This is a genomic window from Arthrobacter citreus (genome assembly GCF_038405225.1).
GTDB classification, from domain to species: Bacteria; Actinomycetota; Actinomycetes; order Actinomycetales; family Micrococcaceae; genus Arthrobacter_B; species Arthrobacter_B citreus_A.
Genome location: NZ_CP151657.1, coordinates 3,096,292 through 3,118,795, shown reverse-complemented (window position 1 = coordinate 3,118,795; position 22,504 = coordinate 3,096,292). Strand labels below are relative to the sequence as shown.

Sequence of the window (22,504 nt, the reverse complement as noted above, 5' to 3'; positions counted from 1 at the left end):
CGGTCGACCTGTCTTTATGGTATTGCTCAGCGCACTTCCGCTGCTGACGGGCGAGGAATCAGGAAAGACATAACCAACGCACCGATGAGGATGAGTGCCCCAGTAGCGAGCCCGGCGATGAACCCCGGTGCCACGGCACCGTCGTCCGGAGTGAAGAGGGTCTGTGCAGTGTAGATAGCCACAAAACTCAGACCGGCACCAAGGTTGATACCTCCGGTGTTGAGTCCGGGAAGGGAACCCGGATTTTCCGTGGGAGAGAGGACGATCCCCAATCCATTCAGCATAATGTTGGCAATTCCGGCATAAGTGATTCCCACTGCAACGGAAAGCAGCAGCAGAACGATTCTCGAATTGGAGCCAAGCGTGGCGACAAACATGAGAATGCCGATAATTGTTCCCGCGAGCCCGATACGCAGCATGGTTCGATATCCAATTGAGGCTGCCAACCGGCCCGCGAATGGACCCACCAGGAGTCCGGCGAGGGCGTAAGGCATGAGGACCCACCAAGACACTTCTTCAGCACTCATGCCGAGGCCGACTTCGGTGTTCTGCGCAATGGCGGGAACAATACCGTTCATCACGGCGAAGACCCCTGACAATGTCAGTAACGATGTGGTGAAAAGTGCCCATGTCGAACGTTGTTTGAGCTGGTGGGTGGGGACCAGTGCATGGGGAGATCGGGACTCAGTCCTCAGGAAGAAAACGAAAGACACCACAGCCAAAACGGCCAGCATCAGGACAAGTGCGGAATTCGCGGCCTTGAGCTTGCCGAGCTCATTCAGCGCAATGAGCATCGAACCTATAGCAATAACAAGGAACGCGGACCCAGTCCAGTCCATCCGGCCGGGGGTGCCGGCCTTGGACTCGGGGGCAAGCAGCTTTACCAGAAGAGACGATATGAGCGCGACGCCCGCCATGGTCCAAAAGATCGACTCGAAGCCATGGTTCGTGGCTAGGTAGCCCCCGAGAAGGGCATCCACTCCGGCAATTCCACCATTTACCGCTGCAACCACACCCATAAGGGTTCCATAGGTTTTGGGGTCCTTGACTACAGAACGGAGCATCAGGAGGCAGAGCGGAACGACTGGTCCGGATGCTCCCTGCACCAAACGCCCCACATAGAGCATGGGCACCGTTGTGGCGCACGCTGCGATCACACAACCCGCTGCCATGGTCAGCAACATGCCGACCATTACGCGTCGCCGTCCAACGAGGTCTCCCAAACGCGGGAGGAAAAGAGTAAATAGTGCTGCCGCCGTAAAAAATGCGGTCTGGGTGGATGCAATCTGTGCACCCGTGGCATCAAGCGCCCGCTCCATGGTTACAAGAGCTGGACTGAGCATGCTGGCATTGAGCTGGAACGCCAGGCAGGCCGAAAGCAAGGCCACCATCAGCGCGACGACAGTCCGGCGCTCACTGCGGGGAGGGGCAACGGTAGTGACCGTATCTGCGATGTTCGACATGTTCCACTTCGTTGTGTTGGTGAAGGACTCTGAGGGAGAAACGCAAGAAGATGCGTAATCCATTACACACAAAGTACCGTTGAGTTCTGGATCGGGCAAGACGTTTCACATTTATCGATAGGGTCAAAGGACCGGAACGAAGGAGGGGACATGGCGAAGGATCCCGTTACGCTGCAGGATGTCGCCGATGCCGCAGGCGTTTCCATCGCCACCGCATCGAGGGCGCTGACGGGGAAGAGCCGCGTCTCGAAGCAGACCACGGCCCATGTGGTTCGCGTTGCCTCAAGGCTGGGCTATCGGGTCAATGTTTTCGGCAGAGCGCTGAGGGAAGGCACCGGACGAACTGTCGGGGTGGTCGTTCCGGTCATCAGTAATCCCTTCTTCGGTCAGCTGGTCCATCACCTTGAGGCTGAGCTGCTTGATCATGGTTTGGATCTGTTGATAGCGGATTCGCACGGGGAGACCCTCCGGGAGAAGGGGCGGCTGCGGATGCTCGTTGAACGGAGGGTGGAGGGGATCATTGTGGTCCCTTCGGATGCAGAGGAGTCAGCGCCTGCTCTCCAAGATGCGGCGCGTACAACTCCGCTTGTACAACTCGATCGACGGGTGGAGGGCGTAGCAGTCGACTATGTAGGTGTGGATAACAGCAGGGGAATGAGCCTGCTTATGGAGCATCTCAATTCGCACGGAGTGAGGGAAGTCGTGCTGGTCGCTTCGGATTCCACCACGTCAGCGGGCAGAGAACGCCGGGAGGCCTATGAACGTGAGGCAACACGGATGGGGATGGTGATGCAGGATCCGATCCTGGATGAGTTCACGCTCGAATTTGGCCAGCGGGCAGCGCAGCAGTTGGCTACGCGGGGGTCCATGGCGGAAGCGGTCATTGCCGGTGACGATCTCATCGCTACCGGCTTGGTGATTGGGCTGAAAAAGGCCGGTCTATCGATACCTGAAGATGTCTTGATTACCGGGTTCGACGGGACCATGCTGGCAAATATCTGCGACCCGATGCTGACCACTATTGAGCAGCCATTTGCTTCTTTGGCCCGGGAAACGGTGCGCGCCCTGGTCCGAAGGATCGCAGATCGGGACGCACCGGTCATGTTCAGCAGGCTGTCCCCGTCTCTTAGGGCGGCTGCATCCACCGGCGGCGTACCGGCCCCGGAGACGGAGAACGCCGACGCCGAGGCCGCATCCAGCTAGGCCAGCTCCGAAAGAGTGCTTGTAATGAGGTTCCAAAATCGGTCCACGTCCAGGGTTGTGGCTATGTCAACGTTAGGTTCCCGGCCCAGCATGTTGTGAAGATCGACGCACGTCGCCCCTGCGGTGTGTTCCCCCTTCGTCTCGATATCAACGTGGGATCTCGTGATCGTCGCGACAGCCCGATCGATGACCAGGGCCACAGTGATGGGGTCGTGCAGCGGGCCCGCAGGCATGCCTTCCACCTTTTCATACGAGCTGCAGAAGTAACGAAGCAGTTCGACGCCGAAAGCGCTGGTGCGGTTTCCAACCGCAGCGATGCTGCGGATAACTTGTTCCGTTACCAACGCTTGGTGCGAGATGTTCAACCCGACCATCGTCAGAGGCAGTCCAGATCGGACAACGATGTCTGCCGCCTCCGGATCTGCCCAGGCATTGAACTCCGGGTATGCCCCGACGTTTCCGCGTCCCGTGGAACCACCCATCCAAACGATCTCTTTGATTTGAGAGACGAGGTCGGGTCGTGCTTGCAGCAACACGGCAATGTTTGTCAAGGGGCCGGTCGGAATCAGCGTGACTGGTTCCGCTGCGCTTTCTAGGACGTCGGACATGAGATCCAAAGCGGTCCTCGGATCCTGTGGGACGGTAGGGCTCGGCAGCTCGGGTCCGCCCAAAGCGTTGTCTCCATGAATCCACGCTCCGGGGGTAAGTTTCCGCTTGAGTGGATCGGCCGCTCCAGCCGCTACAGGGACGCTGTCTATTCCCGCTACCGTCAGAGCCACGCGCGCGTTGTGAGTTGTGTGCTCGATGTATCCGTTTCCACTGACGGTGGTGACCGCCAACAGGTCAATTGAGGGATTGCCCGCTGCCAGCCATATCGCGAAGACATCGTCGTGGCCGGGGTCGCAATCGAGAATTACTGGCGTGGGCATAGCTCTCCTTTGAGTTTGACAACGAATATGCGTAAACGATTACACAAAAATCCTGACCGGTCAACAACCATGGCGTGAGGTGGCAGCACGCAACGGCGTCGAGCATACGGGATGCGCGAACGCCCCAGGGAAGGCTCCCCCTCGGGGTGGGGCTTCTGCAGCGAGGGGGCTGCCTTGAACGATCTGCATCGTTGGTCTTGAGCGCCTCCGCGTACTGTGCATTGAGTACTGGTAAACCACGAGTGAAGGGCTAACCATGGAACCCGAAACCGCATTGTTTATTGTCGTGACCGCAACGGTTGTATTTCTTGTGGCTGTCCCATTGCTTCTGCTCAGATTCAAGAAGACCGACGCCGAAAAATATCCGCCGACGACCAGCGGTAAAGGCTTCGAAGTCCGGCGGGCACCAAAGGGGAACGACCGCATATAAACGCCCCGACAGGTCCCTTGCTAACCTGGGGTTGATGCTTCCACAAAAAATAAGCATGCTTTCGGACAGGCTACTTACCGCCGCGGCGAATCCGCCGCGGAATCAGCCAGCTTTATGGGGAAGCCTGTCCGAGAAAATGGTGCAGGACGCCACCAATAATCCTTATGCGGGAGACCGGCCGGCAGTGCCTGCAATAGCTCCTGCGCGCCCGACGACAGTGGAAGCCGCCTTCTGGCTGCTGCTCGCGGCAGCAGCTTTGGTGCTCATTCGGATACCCGTGGGGATCTGGGCCGTGAACAAGGAGGAGCATAAATCCTTCATCGAGAACGGGCTGGGGCCGGACAACGTTCCCATCTGGGTGGGCGGGGAAATCTCCGGTTATGTCTGGTCAGGTGTGATTACCGCCGTCATCCTCGCAGCTATCGCCATGCTGTCGCGAATGGGCCTCGGGTGGCCTCGGATAGTCCTGGTCGTCGTCGTCATTTTCACCACGCTGAACACGCGCGTGCAGTTCTTCGCGAGCCTCGTGACGGTCTACGAGACAGCGTGGGTGACGCTGGCATCCGTCCTCCTGTCGCTGGCAGCAGCGGTGCTGCTGTTCCTGAAGCCGTCAAACGCGTACTTCAGATCGACGGGTGCGTACCGCAAGGGCAGGAAGCTCAGCCAGGCCTAGCCTCCTCGTGCCCAACGCACGACGGCGCCGCCCGGCAACCAGCCAGGGCGGCGCCGTCGTGCTCCGGGCCTATTTCGAGGCGAGCAGCTCCGGGTGATGCAGCTTGGCCACCTGGGGATGCGCGCGCAGCCATCCCTTCAGGACGTTGGATCCGTAGGACGCCAGCATGGGGTTTTCCGGGTCATCGGAGATGCCGCGGGACTGCGCCGCGAGTTCGGCGGGCAGCTCCACCGGGTCGATGACGGCGTCCAGCCGCGGGGACCAGAAGAACGGAATGGCGTAGCGGTCCACACCCGGCGCCGGAGCCGTGACGCGGTGGATGGTGGCGGAGAGGTAACCCTGGGTGGCCACTTCGAGCATTTCACCCAGGTTGACGACGAGCGCCCCGGGGATCGGTTCCACCGGAATCCAGGTGTCCGACTCGTGCGGGCGCACCTCCAGCCCGCCCACGGAATCCTGCAGCAGCAGCGTCACAAAACCATAGTCTGCGTGCGTGCCCACGCCCTGGGTGCCGGCTTCCTGGACCTCGCCGCCAACATAGTGGGCCAGCTTGGCCATCCAGGCCGGAGAGCCTTCGAACGGTTCGGCAAAATGGTCCTCGGGCAGCTCGAGGGATACGGCGATGGCACTGAGCAGCTCCGCACCCACCTCGGACATGAGTTCTGCCCATTCCATGGACTTCTCCCGCAGCTCGGGAAGGACCTCGTCGGGAAAGAGGTTGGGTCCCTGAACCAGCCAGAACGGCTGATCGGCCGGGTAATCCGCAACAGGTTCGCGTTCCGGGCCGAAATCGATCTGCTCGCGTGAGTCCGGTCGGCCCTGGGTCAACTCGGTGCCCAGGCGGGTGTAGCCGCGGAAATGCGGGGACTTGCGGTTGTCCAGCGCCAGCCGGTTCTCCAGCGGCAGGTCAAAAAAGCGCTTGGTGACGTCGAAGAGATCCTCCCACTTGGATTCACCGGTGCCGTAGCCAACCAACTGGAAAAAGCCGATGCGGTGGGTGGCATCACGCAGCGCAGATATGAAGTCGGCGTTGAAGGAACCGTCGGAGTTGCGGGCGGTGCTCAGGTCCAAAACGGGGATGGAGGCGGGGATCGCAGTCATGGTTGCGAAGCTACACCCGGACGCTGTCAAGTGAGTAGCAATTGTTACGCGGTTGACGCCCGTACCGCTTCTGACCTGCAGCTTTATCGGAGCGCACCGTGGCGTTGGCGTCACATAACGTCTTGCTGCGACACGTTTACCGAGCCTGTACAGCAAGTGACGCGGCGTCAGCCCAGCACCAGTTTCACCGCCAGGGCGAGCATCACCACGCCGATCAGCAGGTCCAGCACCTGCCAGGTCCGCGGCCTGCTCAGGGGTCCGGACAAGGCGCGTGCGCCGTAACCGAGGCCGGTGAACCACAGGACGCTGCCCAGGACGGCCCCGGCAGCGAAAATCCATCGTGCCGACTCGCCGAACTGATTGGCCAGGCTGCCCAGCAAAACCACGGTGTCCAGATAGACGTGCGGGTTCAGGAACGTCAGCGCCAGCGTGGTGCTGATGACGGAGCCGCGGGAGCGTGGCGCCTGACCGGTCAGCGCGGCGGGTTTCGCGGCGGAGATGAAGGACCTCACCGCAAACCAGGTGAGGTACGCCGCCCCGCCCCAGCGCAGGATGTCCAGGATTCGGGGGAAGCTTTCGACCAGAGCACCGATGCCCGCCGTACCCGCCAGGATCAGGACCGCGTCGCTCACCGCGCAGAGCACCACCACCGCGGCGATGTGCTCGCGGCGAATACCCTGCCGCAGGATAAACGCGTTCTGCGCCCCGATGGCCACGATCAGTCCCAGCCCGGTCAGTAACCCGGTGCCCCAAATGCTCAACATGGATTCGACGGTAGTTCCGCGAGCAGGGCACAGGCAAACGAAAGATTCTGCGCATGCATTAGATTTTCTTCATGAACTTTGAACACCTGCGCGCACTGGCCGCCGTCATCGATGAGGGCACCTTCGAGGCTGCCGCGGACCGTCTGCACATCAGCCCCTCCGCGGTCAGCCAGCGGATCAAGGCACTGGAGAAGTCGGCGGGACAGGTTGTGGTGCGGCGCGCCGTGCCCTGCACCCCGACCGACGCCGGGTCCGCGCTGCTGCGCCTGGCCCGGCAGGTGCAGCTGCTCGAAGCCGAGGCGCGCGAAGCTTTGGGTTCGGCGGGGTCGGCAGTGACCGCCACACCCGTGGCCGTGAACGCTGATTCCCTCGCCACGTGGTTCCTGCCGCTGCTCGAGGAGGCTGCCGGCTGGACCGACACCACGCTGGACCTGCATGTGGAGGACCAGGACCACAGCAGCAAGCTGCTGCGGCAGGGCGACGTGCTGGGCGCGGTGACCTCGGATCTGTCGCCGGTGAACGGCTGCCGGGCCGTGCGGCTGGGAGCCATGCGCTACGTTCCAGCGGCTGCCCCGGCACTTCGGGAACGGTTCACCCGGACGGACGGGGTGGACTGGGAAGCGATGCCGGTGCTGCAGTTCAACTCGAAGGACAACCTGCAGCGCAGCTTCCTCGCATCCCACGGCGTCGCCGGCACACCGCCGACGCACATCGTTCCGTCCTCGGAAGCCTTCGTGGCAGCCGTCCGGGCCGGCCTGGGCTGGGGCATGGTGCCGGAACTCCAAGTCGGATCGGACTTCGACGACGGCAGGCTGGAGCTGCTCGACACGCGGGCACACCACGACGTCGTGCTGTACTGGCAGGCCTGGACACTCCAGTCCGAGCGGCTGAACCGGCTCACGGCCGCGGTGCGCCGGGCCAGCCGTCAGCTGAGAAGCTAGCTGACGGCGTCGTCGTCAGATGCCTCACCGGCGGCCATCGCCGCCCAGCGCTCAAAGTAGGCTCCGCCCGCATCCTCATGGATCCGCTCGCCGGCGGTGAGCACCGGATAAAGCTTGTCCGGAACGCCGTCGGCCGGGCGCACGTCCACATGGGCGACGTCGTAACCGAGGGCATGGAGCTCGTCGGCCATGGCGTAGTCGGTCCGGGAATCCCCGACCGTTCGCCAGATGTGCGGCACCTCGGTGCCGGCGTCCGCCAGCAGGGACAGGGCACGGCGGGCGCCGAGGTCCTTGCCGACCCCCAGTGCCTCAATGTCGGTGGAAATGATGGTGGGATCGATTCGGTAGTCGATCGAGTCGTCACTGTCCGGAGCGTGGTGATCCAGCCGGCACACGCCCAGATCGAACTTCCGCATCAGGGCCAGGGCGTCGGTGTCGAACTCCTGCTGCTCCCGCAGATAATCGGCGTTGACCACGTCCACGTGCTGCTCCACCGACACCATGGCGCGCTTGGTCTCGTCGTAGAACATGTGGTCGCCGTATTTGGCGGCCACCAGCTCCCGGATGGCGTCGGCATAGGTCTGCGGAAGCGCGAGGGCCGAATCGACCTGCGGCTCGCCGGGGCCGTCTCCGGTGAAGGAGAACCACACGGCGCCCTTCTCGCAGATGGCATGCACAGTGGTATCCGCGGACAGCCCGGCGGCGATCATGGGTTCCATGACCTGCTTGCGGATGAAGTCATCGGAGCGGCCGGTGTTGAAGATGACGGGCCAGCCGGCGGCCGCCAGCTGCACCAGGTGCCTGATGATGCCCGGCGGAACCGTCCGGGAAACCGGGCTGGCCACGGGGCCGTCGACGTCGAGCAGCAAACCAAAGCGGGGAGAAGTCACCGTGCCAGTATTCCATTGCCGGCACCAGCCCCTAAACCGGCGCGTCCCGGCACTCCGAGAGTATTGGTGCTGGTGGGAGCGGCATTTCCGGATTTAGGTCCCCTTCGTGTCCGTAATGTAACGGAATGCGGCCGCACCGCCGGGCGCCGCTGTTTCAAAGGGTGCACTTCTTCTCTAGTCTGTATAAGTGATCTTCAAAGCTGTTGGCGACGGACGCCCCTACCCTGACCATGGATACGTAACACCCAAGGACTGGGCAGCGGTTCCTCCCCGGCAGGTGCGCCTGGATGAGTTGGTGACCACTAAGAGCACCCTGGATTTGGGTGCCCTGCTGGCCGAAGACTCCACCTTCTTCGGAGATCTTTTCCCGCACGTCGTGTTATGGAGGGACACCATGTATCTGGAAGACGGACTGCACCGCGCTGTGCGGACAGCGCTTCACCAGCGGACCATTCTGCATGCACGTGTCCTGGTGATCGATGACTGACAGGCCCTCCGGGACGGCGCACCGGAACCGGGCGGCCAAGGCCGACCCCACCGAATGGCACGGCCACCGGATTGTCACTGAAGACGATCTCGGAGCCGTTTTTGATCCGGAGGCCGACGAGGCCGAGAGGGTGCGCCTGGCGCGGCGGCGGCGTCTGCGGCACCGGATTGTCATAGCTGTCCTGGTGGTGCTGCTGCTGCTCGCTGCGCTTTTTGCGCAGGCGCTCCAGAAGGGGTGGATAGAGCTGTCCGAGCCGGAGGTGGCACCGACAGCTTCGGCCGAGTGCCCCGCCGGGCCGTTCACCTACCAGCCGCCGGAAACGGTCACCGTCAACGTCTTTAATACGACGCCGACGGCGGGACTGGCCACGCAGGTCTCGGACGCGCTTGCCGAACGCGGATTCCTGCGCGGCACCGTCGGCAACAGCATGGTCAACCGGGTGGGCATGACCGCCATCATCATCTCCGGTCCGGACGGCGAAGCGGGGGCCTTCACCCTGCAGCAGCAAATTCCGGGTACCCAGTACGTCCAGGATGAGCGGGAAGACACCTCAGTGGACGTTGTGCTGGGCTCCGGATACACCACGCTGGTGCCGCCCGAAAGCGTTCTTGCCACAGCCGCCGGACCGATGAGCTGCCCGTGGATGTCGGAAACACCGACGCCTGCCGCAGCACCCTGACCTGCGCGGCACCCAGACCAACTAACTAGGCGTCCACCGGGATCAGGATGTTCTTTGCGGCCGCGCTTTGTTCCACGGCGGCCAGCACCCGCTGCACGGCCAACCCGTCAGCAAAGGACGGCGACGGTGCCAGTCCGTCCCTGACGCAGCCGAGAAAATCGGCAATTTCATGCACAAAGCTGTGTTCCCAGCCCAGCACGTGACCTTGCGGCCACCAGGACGAGACGTAGGGATGCTCCGGTTCGGTGGCGAGGATCCGGGTGAAGCCCTGCCGGGACACAGGGCTGCTTCCGTCGAAGAACTGCAGCTCGTTGAGGTTCTCCAGGTCAAAGGCCAGGCTTCCCAGATCCCCAAACACCTCGATCTGCAGTGAGTTCTTGCGGCCCAGCGCAACCCGGGACACCTCGAGGCTGGCGACGGCGCCGCCGGCCAGATCCAGCGTGGCCCAGGCCGCGTCGTCGACCGTGACCCGGCGCATCGGGGCCGGTTCCCCGGCGGGTTCAGCAACACTTGCCGCCGCAAGTCCGCCCGTCGCCCCCGCCGCCTCAGCTGCGGGCCGCTCACTGATGTAGGTGTGCAGCCGTCCGTTGACTCCCGTGACGCGGTCCTGGAGCAGGAAATGGATCTGGTCCACCAAGTGGGACGCGATGTCCCCGAGGGCGCCGGATCCGGCGGTTTCCTTGTCCAGGCGCCAGGTCATGGGCGCCCCCGGGTCGGCAAGCCAATCCTGCAGATACGCGCTGCGGACGGACCGGATGGTGCCGAGGCGGCCTTCGGCGATGAGGTCCCGGGCCAGCGCCAGTGCCGGAACGCGCCGGTAGTTGAAGCCCACCATGGACCGGATGCCCCGGGCTCCGGCTCGGCGCGCGGCATCGGCCATGGCTTCGGCCTCGGCCACGGTGTTGGCCAGCGGCTTCTCCACCAGCACATGCTTGCCGGCGTCCAGGGCCGCGACCGCCATTTCGGCATGCAGGTAGCCGGGGGAGCAGATGTCGACGACGTCGATGTCATCCCGGGTGAGCACGTCCCGCCACTCAGTGGTGGATTCCTGCCAGCCGTACCGTTCCGCTGCCGCCGCAGCCTGTTCCGCGTCCCGGCCGACCAGCAGCTTCTGTTCGTAGGCGGGGGTATCAAAAAACGCCCGTGCATTACGCCATGCCTGAGAGTGGGCCTTGCCCATGAAGGCATAACCGATGACGGCGACCCCCAGGGGGCGGTCGGAGGATGGTAGAGGCATGGGGAACGTCCCTTGAGCTGGTGGGTGAGCTGGTCTGGTCTGAGGGCCGGGTGGCAGGAGCGGATCAGGCGAGCGTCAGGGCGGTCGGATCCCAGTCCTCGGGCAGGGCCGGCACGCGCGCGGCGGAGCTGTCCACCGTCACGAAGTTGCCGGTCTCCATGGACTCCGAGATTGAAGCCATCGCATCCAGCACGTGGTACGCCAGCTCGCCCTGCGCCCGGTGCGGACGCTCTTCACGGATGGCCCGTGCCATCTCCAGCACACCGGTGCCGCGCGTGCCGGGCACCGACGGCGTCGGTATGGTGGTCCAGTCGGTTGAGCCCGTGGCACAGATCCGGATGTCGCCGTCGAACATGTTGGGATCCGGGAACGCGATGGTGGCCTCGCTGCCCGTGATCTCGACGAACCCCGGCCGCGGATAAGGCGACTCAAAGCTGAAGATGCTTTGCGAGGACGCACCGCCCTCAAACTGCGCAATGGCGCTGACGTGGGTGGGTACGGTGACGGCGAACTCCTCGCCGGCGCGCGGACCGGAACCGATGGTGCGAAGTTCCTTCGCTCGGGACCCGAAAGCCCCGACCTTGCGGATGGAACCGAAGGTCTGCACCAGGGCCGTCAGGTAATACGGGCCAATGTCGAAGAGGGGACCGGCACCTTCCTGGAAGAGGAAGGCGGGGTTCGGGTGCCATGATTCGGGCCCGGGGGACTGCATCAGCGTGAGGGCGGTCAGCGGGGTGCCGATGTCGCCGTTTTCGATCATGCGCCGCGCGGTCTGCAGGCCCGAACCCAGGAACGTGTCCGGGGCGCAGCCCAGGCGTATCCCCGCGGCGGCCGCCGTCTTGAGCAGGCCGAGCCCGGATTCGCGGTCCAGGGAGAACGGTTTTTCGCTCCATACATGCTTGCCTGCGTTGACCGCGGCGGTGGCGACTTCCACGTGTGCCGCCGGGATGGTGAGGTTGACGATGATCTCGACGTCGGGGTGGTTCAGGGCCGCGTCAACGCCGCCGGATTCGCTGATGCCGAACTCGGCTGCGCGCGCGGCGGCCACTTCCTCAAAAAGATCCGCCACAATGTGCACCTTCACATCCGGAAAAGACGTGAGGTTCGTGAGGTATTCCTTGCTGATGACGCCGGCGCCGATGATCCCGACGCCGACAGGTCCCTGCTTGCTCATGCTTCCGGCCTTCCCGCGGTGAGGTACTCAAAGCTCGCCGAAACGGCGTCCATCATGTTCCCGGCATAGTCGTCGAGTTCGACGACGCCGGTCTCCAGCGCCGCTGCTGCGGCAATAACGTCCCAAACGGGCATCACGCCGTCGCCGACCGGCAGCTGGGCTGCGGGGTCGGAGGTCACCGGACCGTCCTTGATGTGGATGAACCGGACCCGGTCACCGAGGCGGCCCAGCAGCGCCGCCGCATCCTGCCCGCCCACTGCGGCCCAGTACGTGTCCACTTCCAGGATGACTTCCGGATTCAGGTGTGAGGCCAGGACCTCCAGCCCGGTGCGGCCGTCCGGAAGGGTCTCCAGTTCCCACCAGTGGTTGTGGTATCCCACCCGCACTCCGTAGGCAGCGCCCTTGGCGGCTGCGTCGTTGAGGGCTGCTGCAGTGGCGGCGATGTCATCCTCGGTTTTCCACCGGTCCTCGGGCACATGCGGGTCAATGACGGTGCCGATTCCCAGCGTCTTCGCGGCGGAGAAGATCTGGTCCTGGTCCTGGCCGCTGCGGAGCAGCGGGGCGTGGCCGGAGGGTGCGCTCAGTCCGTTGTCCCGCAGGGCGGAGGCGAGCTCCTCGGGGTTCTCCTGGAAGTTGTACGGTTCCACCTGGTCAAAGCCGACACCGGCAAGCGCCTTGAGCGTTCCGGGCAGGTCCGCCTCCAACTCTCGACGGACGGTGTACAGCTGAAGGGAAAGTCTCACTTTGCGCTCCTCGGAAGTGCTGGCCGGATCTGGTGGATAACATGCTCGTGGAAAGGCTCCTCCGCGGCAACAGGTGCCGGACGGGACCCAGCCGGACGGTTGCGTGTGTGATGCACGACACCTTCAACCTAGGGAGACTTTTGCCAACAGTCAAGCAAAAGTCGGTTCTCAAACCGAACTTCTGTCCGGATGACTTTCCTAAGTGGCCGTGCTATTGGTTAGTAATGACACATTCGCAGGCCCTGGCCGCCGCCGGCAGCAGCGGAACAGGAGCTGCTGCGGCTCCGCCGGCAGGCTATCCGGCGGGGGAGATGTTCCAGCTTCTGCGGGACGGGCGGGCCCGGACGCGGGCGGAATTGGTGTCCGTTACGGGGCTTGCCCGATCAACCGTGGCTGCGCGGATCGACGCGCTGCTGGCCACCGGACTGGTGGGGCCGGCCGGGGATGCGGTGTCCTCCGGCGGCCGGCCGCCGTCGCGTTTTGCCTTCAATCCCGACGCGAAAATGGTCCTTGCCGTGGATGTGGGCGCCACCCATATCCGGGCGGCGGGAACGAACCTGGTGGGCACCGAGTTTTTCCGGTCCGCAACGGCCATGCCGGTGTCCTCGGGTCCCGAAGCCATTCTGGACTGGGTGGTTGCGGCGGGACGGGAGATGCTCACCGTTGCCGGCCGGCCGGAATCGGATCTTGCCGGCATTGGCATCGGGTTGCCCGGACCCGTGGAACATTCCAGCGGACGTCCGGTGAAGCCGCCGATCATGCCCGGCTGGGACGGGTTCGACGTGGTCGGCTACATCCAGCGCAGCCTTGGGGTGCCGGTTCTGGTGGACAACGACGTCAACATCATGGCGCTGGGAGAGCGCGCGGCGTACTGGCCCGGCCACGATGATGTGCTGTTCATCAAGGTGGCCACCGGCATTGGCGCCGGCCTGATCAGCAGCGGGCAGCTGCAGCGCGGAGCCAGCGGAACGGCGGGAGATCTGGGGCACGTGCGGGTGCCGCGGGGCGACGGCGTAGTGTGCCGATGCGGTAATACCGGCTGTTTGGAAGCGATCGCTTCGGGGCCGGCCCTGGCCCTGGCCCTGGCGGAGGCCGGTCTCGCGGCACAGACCGGCGACGATGTCCTGGCGCTGGCCAGACACGGGGAGCTGCAGGCCATCCGCGCGCTGCGGCAGGCCGGACGTGATGTGGGGGATGTGCTGGCCACCTGCGTGAACCTGCTCAATCCCTCGGTGATCGTTATTGGCGGCGGCATGGCGGCCGCCGGCGAGCAGTTGCTCGCCGGCGTCAAGGAAGTGATTTACTCACGGTCGCTGCCACTGGCGACGTCCAGCCTGCAGGTTGTTGCATCCGCTGCCGGAGACGGCGCCGCGCTGTTGGGCGCGAGCCTGATGGTGACCGAGCACCTGCTGTCGCCCGAGGGTATGGAGCGGGAACTGGCGGCAGCGGCCGGGTAGGTCCGGCCCGCCCGGGGGTATGGAGCGAGCGGGAACTGGCGGCGGCGGCCGGGTAGGTCCGGCCCGCCCGGGTTCGGAGCCGTTGCTAGCAGCCGTCCGGGCCGCAGGCGGGTCCGTCCGCGGATCCTGCGGCCGGAGGCGTCACCATCTGCAGGGGACGCGATTCCTCCCACGCAGTTTCCAGGGCCTGGGTGAACAGTTCCGGCGGCTGCGCGCCGGAGATTCCGTATTTGCGGTCGATCACGAAGAACGGCACACCGCTGACGCCCAGCTGCTGGGCTTCGGCGATGTCCGCGTTGACTTCATCGGTGAACTCGCCCTCGGCCAGCATGGTCCGCACCCGCTCCGGATCCAGTCCAGCACGGGCGCCGATTTCGGCGAGGACCTCAGCGCTGCCAATGTCGCGGCCCTGCTCAAAGTGGGCCGACAGCAGCGCTTCCTTGACGCCGTCGGCCGCAGCCGTTCCCGCTTCGGTGCGGGCCAGGTGGATCAGCCGGTGCGCCGAAAAACTGTTGGCCACCACCAGGGAATCGAAGTCATAGTTCAGGCCCACTCCCGCAGCCTGTGCCGTGACCTGCTCCAGCATCCCGGCCAGCTGCGTCGGATCAATGCCCTTGCGCTCGCTCAGGTACTGCACCTCGGTACCGTCGTTGTGCTCGGGCAGCGACGGGTCCAGCTGGTAGCTGCGCCAGGACACCTCCACATCGCCGCGGTGCTCAAACCCCGCGAGAGCTGTTTCGAAGCGGCGCTTTCCGATGTAGCACCAGGGGCAGGCAATGTCAGACCAAATTTCAACCTTCATGCCGTTTGCAACCTAGGAAGCTGCCGGGACATTCCCGGCACTCCGGGGTCCATCCCCGGCGTCGATCCGCTCCACGCCCGTTTCATCCGCCAGCTCAGCGCGGACCCGTCCGTTTCCGCGCACCCAGAGCCGATACGCGACGAAGAGCAGGCCGATCCAGACGACGCCCACCACCAGGGCAACCCGGGTGTCCGGCATGATGCCCAGCAGCACCACTATGAACGCCATGAAGGCCAGAGCCGCATAGGAAGCAGCCGGCCAAAACGGCACACCGAATTCCGATGCCGGAAGGCCGCGGCGCTTGATCTCACGCTTCATCGCGATGTGCGAGAGCAGGATCATCAGCCACACCCACACGGTGGCAAAGGTGGCGATTGACGCGATGATCTTGAACAGGTCCTCGGGCAGCAGGGCGTTGAGGACGACGCCGGCAAGCAGCACGGCGCCCATGGTTGCCACGGTCATCCACGGCACGCCGTGGCGGGAGACCTTGGCAAACGAGTTCGGCGCCTGGCCCTGCTGGGCCAGTCCGTAGAGCATGCGGCCGGCACCGAAAATGTCGGCGTTGATGGCCGAGAGGGCGGCGGTGATGACGACGGCGTTGAGGATGTGCGCGGCCGCGGGGATGCCCAAGGAATCGAAAATCTGCACAAACGGGCTCGTGGCGCCGTCGATGTCCTGCCACGGGAAGATCATCATCAGCACGGCCAGGGCACAGACGTAGAAGAGCAGGATGCGCACCGGCACGGTGTTGACCGCGGCCGGGATCGCCTTCTTGGGGTTGTCCGCCTCGCCGGCGGTGATACCCACGGTTTCGATGCCGCCAAACGCGAACATCACAATGGAGAAGGATGCCAGCAGCCCCCAGAATCCATTGGCGAAGAAGCCGCCGGAGCCCAGCATGGTCTCCAGTCCCGGGTTGGCCGTGTCCGGCAGTCCGAAGCCGAACACCACAATGGCGGCGCCGCCGATGATCATCGCGAGGATGGCCGTGACCTTGATGATGGAGAGCCAGAACTCGGTCTCACCGAAGACCTTCACGCGCATCAGGTTCAGCGCCGAGATCAGCAGGACGGCGGCAAGGATCCAGATCCACCGCGCAACGTCGGGGAACCAGAAGCCCATGTAGATGCCCAGCGCGGTGACGTCGGCAATGGCGACAATGGCCATTTCAAAGGCGAAGGTCCAGCCGGTGATGAAGCCTGCGAACGGGCCGAGGTAGCGGCTGGCGTACTGGCCGAAGGACCCGGAAACCGGATGCCGGACAGCCATTTCGCCAAGCGCCCGCATGACCAGGAACACAGCGGCGCCACCGATCATGTACGCCAGCAGGACGGCGGGACCGGCCGACTGGATGGCGGAAGCCGAACCGTAAAAGAGGCCGGTGCCAATCGCGGAACCGAGCGCCATGAACCGGATGTGCCGGATATTCAGGCCCCGGGCCAAGGCCTGGGTAAAGGAGGACTTCAAGACAACACACCTTGGGACTAGGGGAGGCAAGCCCAAATTAGGGGCCTATCCATGGTACGCCGGTACGGGGCAGCCCGCCGTTCCGCCGGTCACGGTCAGGTGGCGTCAGAGGCCGCAGGGTCGTCACGGCAGCAGGGCCCGTGCCGCTGCCGGCTCCGGACCCTGCTGGGTGTTTCGTTGTTCGTCGGTTATCTCATGATGCTGGCAGCCCTGCCGTGCGCGCGTCCCCGTCGTCGCGGTGTCCCAGCCGTTAGACCGCCGCCAGCTCCTGCGCTTCGTGCAGGAACCGTGCGTAGGCCGGCACCGTCAGGAAGGTCGGAAAGTGCTCGCCGCACGCCACCTCCTCGAAGAGCTCACGGGCGTCGTCGAAACGGTCGCCGTCAAAACGCTGCAGGCCTGCGAATTCCTCGTCCACCAGTTCCTCCACCCACTGGTGCGTGATGATTTCGCCGTCATCCGTGACCGCCGAGGCGTGGATCCACTGCCAGATCTGCGAACGGGAAATCTCCGCCGTGGCCGCGTCCTCCATCAGGTTATTGATGGCGGCCGCACCGTTGCCGCGCAGCCAGGACTCGATGTAGCGGATGCCCACCTCGATGTTGCTGCGGATGCCCTTTTCGGTGATGACGCCGGGGGTGGCAGCAATGTCCAGCAGCGCCTTGGCATTCGGGATGACGTCTTCGCGGCTGCGGCCAAGCTGGTTCGGGTTCTCGCCGAGTACGCCGTCGAACACCTCCATGGCCACCGGCACCAAATCCGGGTGGGCCACCCAGGACCCGTCAAAACCGTCGTTGGCTTCCCTGGTCTTGTCGGCCCGCACCTTCTCCATTGCGACGTCGTTCGCTTGGGCATCCTTGCGGTTGGGGATGAAGGCGGCCATGCCGCCAATCGCATGGGCTCCGCGGCGGTGGCATGCCCGGACCAGCTGCTCGGTGTAGGAGCGCATAAACGGCGCGGTCATGGTCACCATGTTCCGGTCCGGCAGCACGAACCGCGGGCCGCGGGTGCGGAAGTTCTTGATCACCGAGAAGATGTAGTCCCAGCGTCCGGCATTCAGGCCGGCGGCGTGGTCCCGCAGTTCGTAGAGGATTTCCTCCATCTCGAAGGCTGCGGTGATGGTCTCGATCAGCACCGTGGCACGGATGGTGCCCTGCGGGATGCCGAGCAAATCCTGCGCCAGGACAAAGATGTCATTCCACAGCCGGGCCTCCAGGTGGTTTTCGATCTTCGGCAGGTAGAAGTAGGGGCCCCGGCCCTGCGAGATCAGGCGCTGGGCGTTGTGGAAGAAGTACAGACCGAAGTCCACGATTCCGCCGGCAATCGGGGTGTTGTCCACCAGCATGTGCTTTTCCGGCAGGTGCCACCCGCGGGGACGGACCACGATGGTGGGCAGGTCAGTGAGCGAGGAACCCTGCAGCTTGTAGTCCTTGCCCTCCGGGGAGGTGAAGTCGATGCGGCGGTCCAGCGCGTCGCGCAGGTTCAGCTGACCGTTAATGACGTTGGCCCACGACGGCGTAGAGGAGTCCTCCATGTCGGCCAGCCACATCTTCGCCCCGGAGTTCAGGGCGTTGATGGTCATTTTCCGGTCCACGGGCCCGGTGATTTCCACCCGGCGGTCCTCAAGCCCTGGTGCCGTGGGGGCCACCCGCCAGGAATCGTCTTCGCGGATGCTCCGGGTTTCGGACAGGAACGCCGGGTCGGCTCCGTTGGAGATCTGCGTCCGGCGGGCCTGGCGCTGCTGCAGGAGTTCCTGCCGCCGCGTGGCCGTGGCCCGGTGCAGCGCCTTGACGAAGTCCAAAGCCTGCGGGGTGAGGATTTCCTCCTGCCGCCGCACCGCGGGGGCAGTGAGGGATACACCGTTCAGGGTGATGGGGTCATTCATGGCGTTCTCCTTCGGAGTCTTTCAAGGCTGGGGAATTACTTTTGCTGAGCATCCGCCGAGATGGCGGAAAGTGCTTTTCCCAGGGCTGGTACGTGCACTTTCTGCCATCTCGCGGGGGGGGGAGTTAGGTGGGGGCGGGGGAGGCGGGAAGGTGAGGGGTTTAGTGGAACTGGGCGGATTCCGTGGAACCGGCCAGGGCCAGCGTGCTGCCGTTCGGATTCAGTGCCGTGGCAATGGCGTCGAAGTATCCGGTGCCGACCTCGCGCTGGTGCTTGGTGGCCGTGTAGCCGCGGGATTCGGAACCGAATTCCTTTTCCTGCAGTTCCACGTAGGCACTCATGCCGTTGCGGGCATAGCCGTGGGCCAGGTCGAACATCGAGTAGTTCAGGGCGTGGAAGCCGGCCAGGGTGATGAACTGGAATTTGAAGCCCATCGCGCCGAGTTCGCGCTGGAACTTGGCGATGGTGTCGTCGTCGAGGTGCTTTTTCCAGTTGAAGGACGGCGAGCAGTTGTAGGCCAGCATCTGGTCCGGGAATTCGGACCGGACCGCCTCGGAGAACTTGCGGGCCAGCTCCAGGTCCGGAGTGCCGGTTTCCATCCAGATCAGGTCCGAGTACGGTGCGTAGGCCTTGGCCCGGGCGATGCAGGGTTCAATGCCGTTGCGGACCTTGTAGAAGCCTTCCGCTGTGCGCTCGCCGGTAATGAACTCCTGGTCCCGCTCGTCGACGTCGGATGTGATCAGCGTTGCCGCTTCGGCATCGGTGCGGGCAATGACGACGGTGGGGGTGCCGGCGACGTCGGCGGCGAGCCGGGCGGCATTCAGGGTGCGGACGTGCTGCGCGGTGGGGATGAGCACCTTGCCGCCCAGGTGCCCGCACTTTTTCTCCGACGCGAGCTGGTCTTCCCAGTGAACACCGGCGGCACCGGCCTGGATCATGGACTTCATCAGTTCGTAGGCGTTCAGCGGACCGCCAAAGCCTGCTTCTGCATCGGCGACAATCGGCACCAGGTAGTCATCGACGGTGGAGATGCCCTCGGCGAATTCGATCTGGTCGGCGCGCATCAGCGCGTTGTTGATGCGGCGCACCACGGTGGGAACCGAGTTGGCCGGGTACAGGGACTGGTCCGGGTAGGTGTGGCCGGAGTTGTTGGCGTCCGCTGCCACCTGCCAGCCGGAGAGGTAGATGGCCTTCAGCCCGGCCTTGACCTGCTGCACGGCCTGGTTTCCGGTGAGGGCGCCAAGCGCATTGGTGTAACCGGTGTCGCCGGCGTTGCGCACCTGGTCCCACAGCTTTTCAGCGCCGCGGCGGGCCAGGGTGTGCTCCTCGGAGACCCGCCCGCGGAGGCGAACGACGTCGTCGGCCGTGTAATCGCGCTGGATTCCTTCCCAGCGGGGATCGGTGGCCCAATCGGAAGCGAGCTGCTCGGCCGTGGGGGCGGTGTTCTGGTCCTGAGTCATTCGAACGTCTCCTTGGAAGGTTTTCCTGCAACCGCTGCCGTTTTACCGGTGCGGTTCTTGCTGTGAAACCAACACTGCGGCAAGAACAACCCCCTTTCCATAGGTTGTCTCTGGCAAGAAACGCACTTCTTCGCATAATCTGAAAATGTGACTGACACAACATGGCACCGGCCCGCTCCGGCACCCCGAAAGCCCGTCCCGGGTTCCGACGTCGAGCGGACCGTGGACGTGATCAGCATGGGCCGCCGCATCCGGCACCTGCGCAAAACCAAGGGAATGACACTGGATGATCTCGGTGCCGCAGTGGGCACGGTCGCATCCCAGCTGTCACTGATCGAAAACGGCAAGCGCGAACCCAAGCTGGGCATGATGCAGTCCCTCGCGGCCGCACTGGACGTCAGCATTGACCAACTGCTGGGATCGGAACCGCCCAGCCGGCGGGCGGCCCTGGAAATTGAGCTTGAGCGCGCACAGCGCGGGCCGCTGTATGCCGCCCTGGGGCTGCCCAAGGTCCGGATCAGTTCCCGCCTGCCCACTGATGTGCTGGAATCGCTGGTTGGGCTGCAGTCCGAGCTGGAACGCCGGCTCAATGAGCAGGTGGCCACTCCCGAAGAAGCGCGCCGGGCCAACGGCGAGCTGCGGAAGATGATGCGCGAGCGCGACAACTACTTTCCGGAGTATGAGGAGGCCGCGCAGCAGGTGCTGGACTCGGTGGGCCACACCGCCGGTCCGCTGTCGCAGCACGTCATTGCCGACATTGCCGCTCACCTGGGGTTTGCCCTGCACCATGTTGCCGATCTGCCGCACTCCACCCGCTCCGTGACGGACCTGAAAAACCGGCGCATTTACCTGACCCAGTCCCAGCGGTCGGACCACGATCCGCGGTCGGTGCTGCTGCAGGCCCTGGGCCACTATGTCCTGGGCCATCAAACGCCGAGCAGCTACGGAGAATTTTTGAGCCAGCGCGTGGCAACCAACTATTTTGCCGCCGCCCTGCTGCTGCCGCAGAACGCCACGGTCGAGTTCCTGCAGCGGGCAAAGTCCGCCAAGGAGATTGCTGTGGAGGACATCCGCGACGCCTTTGCCGTGTCCTATGAGACAGCGGCCCACCGGTTCACGAACCTCGCCACCCGGCACCTGAGCATTCCCACCCATTTCCAGAAGGTCCACGAGTCCGGCATCGTTTACAAGGCCTATGAGAACGACGGCGTGACGTTCCCCGCGGACCACACCGGCGCCATCGAGGGCCAGCCGATATGCCGCTACTGGACATCGCGGGAAGTGTTTGCGGTGCCGGACAAGTTCAGCGCATTCAACCAGTACACCGACACTCCGGCCGGCACCTATTGGTGCACGGCCCGCACCGAGCGGAGTTCCGGCGGCCTGTTTTCGCTCAGCATCGGCGTGCCCTACGCCCACGTGAAATGGTTCCGCGGCCGGGACACCACCGCCCGGTCCAAGTCCCGCTGCCCGGACCCGGACTGCTGCCGCACGCCTCCCGGTGAGCTGGCGTCAGAGTGGTCGGGGTTCGCCTGGCCCAGCGCCCGGGCACACTCGCACCTGCTGGCTGCCCTGCCGCCCGGCGCCTTCCCGGGCGTGGACGAGACTGAGGTGTATTCGTTCCTGCAGGCTCATTCAGGGGACTGATCAGGCTGAACACCGGCCGGAACCTGAGAGGGACTGACCGAAACCGAGCCAACCGTTAGGGTGGGTCCATGCCAGAGATGCCCGAAGTGCAGGGTCTCGTCGACTTCCTGCGGGAAAAGCTCCTACCGTCCGGTGCTCCGCCGGCTGTCATCTGCGATGTGGAGGTGCTGTCCTTCGCGGTCCTGAAGACTGCGGATGTGCCGCTGGACGCGCTGCAGGCCGCACCGGTGTCCGCCGTCGAGCGCCGCGGCAAGTTCATTGTCCTCACCGCCGGCGGGGTCCACCTGGTGATGCACCTGGCCAAGGCGGGCTGGTTGCGCTGGTCCGATGCGCTGAAACCGGGGCGCCTGCGCCCGGGCAAGGGGCGTTTGGCGCTGCGGGTGCGGTTCGCTCCGTGGGAAGGAGCAGGGAGCGACGGCGGTGCCGAGCCGGGCTTCGATCTCACGGAGGCGGGAACCAAAAAATCGCTGGCGGTATATCTCGTCCGGGATCCCGCCGACGTTCCGGGTATCGCCCGGCTGGGGCCGGAGGCGTTCGACGTCGACTTCGATACCTTCGCCGGGCTGGTGGCCGGCCACCGCGGCCAGATTAAGGGACTGCTGCGGGATCAGTCGGTCATTGCCGGCGTCGGCAACGCCTACAGCGACGAAATCCTCCACGCCGCCCATCTGTCGCCGTTTGCCACTGCCGCCAAACTCAAGCCCGAAGAAGTGTCCCGGCTGTTCCAGGCCCTGCGTGCGGTTCTGGAGTCAGCAAACGCTAACGCGTCCGGCCGTCCGGCCGCCGAGCTGAAGGACTCCAAACGCCGGGCCATGCGTGTTCATGCCCGCACCGGGGAGCCCTGCCCGGTCTGCGGTGACACGGTCCGTGAGGTCTCGTTCGCCGATTCCTCGCTGCAGTACTGTCCCACCTGCCAAACCGGAGGAAAGCTGCTCGCGGACCGGAGGCTGTCCAGGCTGCTGAAATAACTGTCTGAAATGGTCTTCCCCTCGAGGCAGCCAGAAAAAAGAGCCGTGGGTCCGGGATTGCTCCCGGACCCACGGCCCTGTTTTTAGCTGGCTGCCAGCAGTCCA

21 protein-coding genes are annotated in these 22,504 nt (G+C 64.4%); 9 read left to right on the top strand and 12 right to left on the bottom strand.

Annotation, left to right across the window (positions count from 1 at the left end; translation table 11 throughout):
• Positions 1-26: 26 nt before the first annotated feature.
• Positions 27-1,526: an MFS transporter gene (locus tag AAE021_RS14315; protein ID WP_342022993.1), complete on the bottom strand. Its 1,500-nt coding sequence runs from the start codon at positions 1,524-1,526 to the stop codon at positions 27-29.
• Between the two features lie 87 nt (positions 1,527-1,613).
• Between AAE021_RS14315 and AAE021_RS14310 the strand changes: the two genes are divergently transcribed.
• A complete protein-coding gene (locus AAE021_RS14310; RefSeq protein WP_342022992.1) occupies positions 1,614-2,666 on the top strand; it encodes a LacI family DNA-binding transcriptional regulator in 1,053 nt (350 codons plus the stop codon).
• Here the strand turns inward: AAE021_RS14310 and AAE021_RS14305 are convergent.
• On the bottom strand, positions 2,663-3,595 hold the full coding sequence (locus AAE021_RS14305) for a nucleoside hydrolase (protein WP_342022991.1): 933 nt from the start codon (positions 3,593-3,595) through the stop codon (positions 2,663-2,665). The two genes, AAE021_RS14310 and AAE021_RS14305, sit on opposite strands and share 4 nt — an antisense overlap.
• A 256-nt stretch (positions 3,596-3,851) precedes the next feature.
• Between AAE021_RS14305 and AAE021_RS14300 the strand changes: the two genes are divergently transcribed.
• Together AAE021_RS14300 and AAE021_RS14295 are read left to right on the top strand one after the other, a co-directional pair.
• Complete coding sequence (locus AAE021_RS14300; protein WP_342022990.1) at positions 3,852-4,025, top strand: hypothetical protein; 174 nt, start codon at positions 3,852-3,854, stop codon at positions 4,023-4,025.
• A 55-nt stretch (positions 4,026-4,080) separates the two neighbouring features.
• Complete coding sequence (locus tag AAE021_RS14295; RefSeq protein ID WP_342022989.1) at positions 4,081-4,698, top strand: hypothetical protein; 618 nt, start codon at positions 4,081-4,083, stop codon at positions 4,696-4,698.
• A 69-nt stretch (positions 4,699-4,767) separates the two neighbouring features.
• Here the strand turns inward: AAE021_RS14295 and AAE021_RS14290 are convergent, their stop codons facing one another.
• Both AAE021_RS14290 and AAE021_RS14285 read right to left on the bottom strand, forming a co-directional pair.
• The gene (locus AAE021_RS14290; RefSeq protein ID WP_342022988.1) at positions 4,768-5,799 is read right to left on the bottom strand and encodes an isopenicillin N synthase family dioxygenase; all 1,032 of its coding nucleotides are present in this window, start codon (positions 5,797-5,799) and stop codon (positions 4,768-4,770) included.
• A 167-nt stretch (positions 5,800-5,966) separates the two neighbouring features.
• The gene (locus AAE021_RS14285; RefSeq protein WP_342022987.1) at positions 5,967-6,563 is read right to left on the bottom strand and encodes a LysE/ArgO family amino acid transporter; all 597 of its coding nucleotides are present in this window, start codon (positions 6,561-6,563) and stop codon (positions 5,967-5,969) included.
• A 71-nt stretch (positions 6,564-6,634) separates the two neighbouring features.
• Here AAE021_RS14285 and AAE021_RS14280 point away from each other — a divergent pair, with 71 nt between their 5' ends.
• Positions 6,635-7,504 (top strand): LysR family transcriptional regulator ArgP, encoded by an 870-nt coding sequence (locus AAE021_RS14280; protein WP_342022986.1) that lies wholly within the window; start codon positions 6,635-6,637, stop codon positions 7,502-7,504.
• Here the strand turns inward: AAE021_RS14280 and AAE021_RS14275 are convergent.
• Positions 7,501-8,394 (bottom strand): hypothetical protein, encoded by an 894-nt coding sequence (locus AAE021_RS14275; protein WP_342022985.1) that lies wholly within the window; start codon positions 8,392-8,394, stop codon positions 7,501-7,503. The genes AAE021_RS14280 and AAE021_RS14275 overlap by 4 nt on opposite strands.
• Positions 8,395-8,581: 187 nt before the next feature.
• On the opposite strand from AAE021_RS14275, the gene AAE021_RS14270 reads away from it, so the two are divergent.
• Positions 8,582-8,881, top strand: coding sequence for a type II toxin-antitoxin system VapB family antitoxin (locus AAE021_RS14270; protein ID WP_152222701.1), 300 nt, complete (start codon positions 8,582-8,584; stop codon positions 8,879-8,881).
• Positions 8,874-9,560, top strand: coding sequence for a LytR C-terminal domain-containing protein (locus AAE021_RS14265; protein ID WP_342022984.1), 687 nt, complete (start codon positions 8,874-8,876; stop codon positions 9,558-9,560). The genes AAE021_RS14270 and AAE021_RS14265 overlap by 8 nt, the downstream gene beginning before the upstream one ends.
• 25 nt (positions 9,561-9,585) lie before the next feature.
• Here the strand turns inward: AAE021_RS14265 and AAE021_RS14260 are convergent, their stop codons facing one another.
• The 3 genes from AAE021_RS14260 to AAE021_RS14250 all read right to left on the bottom strand — a co-directional run bounded on the left by AAE021_RS14260 (position 9,586) and on the right by AAE021_RS14250 (position 12,714).
• Positions 9,586-10,797, bottom strand: a complete 1,212-nt coding sequence (locus AAE021_RS14260) for a Gfo/Idh/MocA family oxidoreductase (protein ID WP_342022983.1) — start codon at positions 10,795-10,797, stop codon at positions 9,586-9,588.
• A 64-nt stretch (positions 10,798-10,861) separates the two neighbouring features.
• On the bottom strand, positions 10,862-11,971 hold the full coding sequence (locus AAE021_RS14255) for a Gfo/Idh/MocA family oxidoreductase (protein WP_342022982.1): 1,110 nt from the start codon (positions 11,969-11,971) through the stop codon (positions 10,862-10,864).
• Complete coding sequence (locus AAE021_RS14250) at positions 11,968-12,714, bottom strand: sugar phosphate isomerase/epimerase (RefSeq protein ID WP_342022981.1); 747 nt, start codon at positions 12,712-12,714, stop codon at positions 11,968-11,970. Before AAE021_RS14250 ends, AAE021_RS14255 begins: the two co-directional genes overlap by 4 nt.
• 224 nt (positions 12,715-12,938) lie before the next feature.
• Between AAE021_RS14250 and AAE021_RS14245 the strand changes: the two genes are divergently transcribed.
• Complete coding sequence (locus AAE021_RS14245; protein WP_342022980.1) at positions 12,939-14,171, top strand: ROK family protein; 1,233 nt, start codon at positions 12,939-12,941, stop codon at positions 14,169-14,171.
• A gap of 85 nt (positions 14,172-14,256) precedes the next feature.
• Here the strand turns inward: AAE021_RS14245 and AAE021_RS14240 are convergent, their stop codons facing one another.
• The 4 genes from AAE021_RS14240 to aceA all read right to left on the bottom strand — a co-directional run bounded on the left by AAE021_RS14240 (position 14,257) and on the right by aceA (position 19,784).
• Complete coding sequence (locus AAE021_RS14240) at positions 14,257-14,973, bottom strand: DsbA family oxidoreductase (protein ID WP_342022979.1); 717 nt, start codon at positions 14,971-14,973, stop codon at positions 14,257-14,259.
• A 12-nt stretch (positions 14,974-14,985) separates the two neighbouring features.
• A complete protein-coding gene (locus AAE021_RS14235) occupies positions 14,986-16,383 on the bottom strand; it encodes an amino acid permease (protein WP_342025424.1) in 1,398 nt (465 codons plus the stop codon).
• 310 nt (positions 16,384-16,693) lie between these two features.
• Positions 16,694-18,325: a malate synthase A gene (gene aceB / locus AAE021_RS14230; protein WP_342022978.1), complete on the bottom strand. Its 1,632-nt coding sequence runs from the start codon at positions 18,323-18,325 to the stop codon at positions 16,694-16,696.
• 160 nt (positions 18,326-18,485) lie between these two features.
• Complete coding sequence (aceA, locus tag AAE021_RS14225; RefSeq protein WP_342022977.1) at positions 18,486-19,784, bottom strand: isocitrate lyase; 1,299 nt, start codon at positions 19,782-19,784, stop codon at positions 18,486-18,488.
• Between the two features lie 147 nt (positions 19,785-19,931).
• Here aceA and AAE021_RS14220 point away from each other — a divergent pair, with 147 nt between their 5' ends.
• Together AAE021_RS14220 and AAE021_RS14215 are read left to right on the top strand one after the other, a co-directional pair.
• Positions 19,932-21,431, top strand: coding sequence for a helix-turn-helix domain-containing protein (locus tag AAE021_RS14220; RefSeq protein WP_342022976.1), 1,500 nt, complete (start codon positions 19,932-19,934; stop codon positions 21,429-21,431).
• A 68-nt stretch (positions 21,432-21,499) separates the two neighbouring features.
• On the top strand, positions 21,500-22,399 hold the full coding sequence (locus tag AAE021_RS14215; RefSeq protein ID WP_342022975.1) for a DNA-formamidopyrimidine glycosylase family protein: 900 nt from the start codon (positions 21,500-21,502) through the stop codon (positions 22,397-22,399).
• The last annotated feature ends 105 nt before the right edge of the window (positions 22,400-22,504 follow it).